Source organism: Lyngbya sp. CCY1209, from assembly GCF_035615495.1.
In the GTDB taxonomy this organism is placed as follows: Bacteria; Cyanobacteriota; Cyanobacteriia; order Cyanobacteriales; family Microcoleaceae; genus Limnospira.
Map to the genome: position 1 here is coordinate 1 of NZ_JAJENU010000001.1, position 1,799 is coordinate 1,799.

The 1,799-nt window shown below is 56.4% G+C and carries 2 protein-coding genes; both read right to left on the reverse strand.

Annotation, left to right across the window (positions count from 1 at the left end):
• Window positions 1-232: 232 nt before the first annotated feature.
• Window positions 233-787, reverse strand: a complete 555-nt coding sequence (locus LKE08_RS00005) for a DUF192 domain-containing protein (protein WP_375341381.1) — start codon at window positions 785-787, stop codon at window positions 233-235.
• A gap of 65 nt (window positions 788-852) precedes the next feature.
• A complete protein-coding gene (gene nblR / locus LKE08_RS00010) occupies window positions 853-1,548 on the reverse strand; it encodes a response regulator transcription factor NblR (protein WP_324702149.1) in 696 nt (231 codons plus the stop codon).
• Window positions 1,549-1,799 lie beyond the last annotated feature (251 nt).

A 1,799-nucleotide genomic window follows, 5' to 3' on the forward strand; every position in this document is an offset into this window, starting at 1 on the left:
CAGTTAAGGCGATAGCTGGTCAGCTACCTGAAGGGGAGGGCACGAAGCCCCCGTGCTTCAGCCGGGGGTGCTGACCCAATAATGGTAGCACCGGAAGTTGACTGAAAAGCCAACAAAAGCGCTTGCCAGAAAGCATAGCATAGCAAATAAATTTGCATTTGGCTAGAAGCTTAACATTAATTTTTTAACAAATTCAATGAACTTTTGTAAAGATCCTGAAACCCATTATTTCTCAGGGCCGATCGCCCAGGAATTGGATCGGGATGCGATCGCCCACCTGCAGGCCCAATGCGAGCGATCGACCCCCCCGCAACTCGATGACGCTATCGACGGGGACATCGGGGCCGTAACTGGGGCAGGGGTCGGCCGTGCAGGGGGGAGCGTTGACCTCGATGTACTGCACGATCCCATCCCGCAGGAAAATCATGTCCAGGGGAATTTTGCAGTTTTTCATCCAAAACCGGGCGATTTGGGGGGAATCGAAGGGAAACAACATCCCGCGATCGTCCGGGAGGGAGGTGCGGTACATCAGGCCCATCGCCTGCTGTTCGGGAGTTTCCGCCACTTCCAATTGGATCGTCTCGCCGGCGATCGTGGCCCGGGCCGTGATGGGGAGCATCTGTCCTCGATTTTCGGATGCTGCGATGGGGGTGGATTCGCCCCGTTCCGGGGGGGCAGACTTGAGCGGTTGGCCGCAACTGGCCAACAGCAAACCCGTTATCAAACAACTCAACCCAATTTGGCAATATGGAAGAGCGGGTGATCGATGGTGAAATGTCGATTTCATTTCGGATATCAACTGACTTCCTCTGCTTCCTGTGCCCCCCTGCCTCCGGTCGCCTCCTCATACATCTAGGCATCTCGCAGCACATATCCTACACCCCGGACGGTCTGGATCAACCGTTTCTCCCCTTCCTCTTCGATCTTGAGGCGCAAATACCGGATGTAAACTTCGATCACGTTGGATTCGCCCAAAAAGTCGTATCCCCAGACGTTTTCGAGAATTTGCTCCCGGGTCAGTACCTCCCGGGGGTGTTCCATCAGATATTTGAGCAACTCGAATTCCTTCATGGTCAGGTCGATCGCCCGGTTGTTGCGGACTGCCCGCCTCGTCGCCAAGTCTAACATCAAATCGCCGAATCGGAGCACGTCGTCGCTGGTGCGATCGGGTTGCAGGTACAGACGCACCAACTGCAGGAAGCTTTCCGAGCGGTAGGGTTTGAGAAAATAGTCGTCCGCCCCGGATTCCAGGCAAGCCACCCGGTCGTCCACCGTATCCCGGGCCATGAACACGAGCAGCGGCGTCCGGTGGCCGAGATCTCGGATTTGGCGGCACAGGGACAGCCCCGACTCCCCGCCCAACAGGCGATCGACCACGATCAGGGCCGGCTGCAGTTCCGTGGCTCGGTGCAGGCCGATCGCGGCCGTGGGGGCGATGACGGGGTAGTAGCCGGACTCCTGCAAGTCCAAGCTGACATTTTGGGCCAGCAGCTCGTCGGCTTCGACGATCAGGATCGAGGGATGGGAATCTAGGGCGATCGCACTCATATCTCGCGCTTACACTCATTATAAAAATATAGCAGCCCGCTTTCGGCTTTGAACTCTCAGTTTCGTTTGAGCACGTCGGATCGGCGGCCCGCCCCACTTCGGAGGCCGGATTTCGGAGCGACGGAGAAGAATACACCTTTTCCGGTTCTGCTATAGCGGGAGATTATCTTTGGCGTTGACTTCTCCCCGGTCTAAAGACGCGGGGATTCTTAAGCCGTCCAAAACTGAACTCTTAAAGGCATAGTCAATGT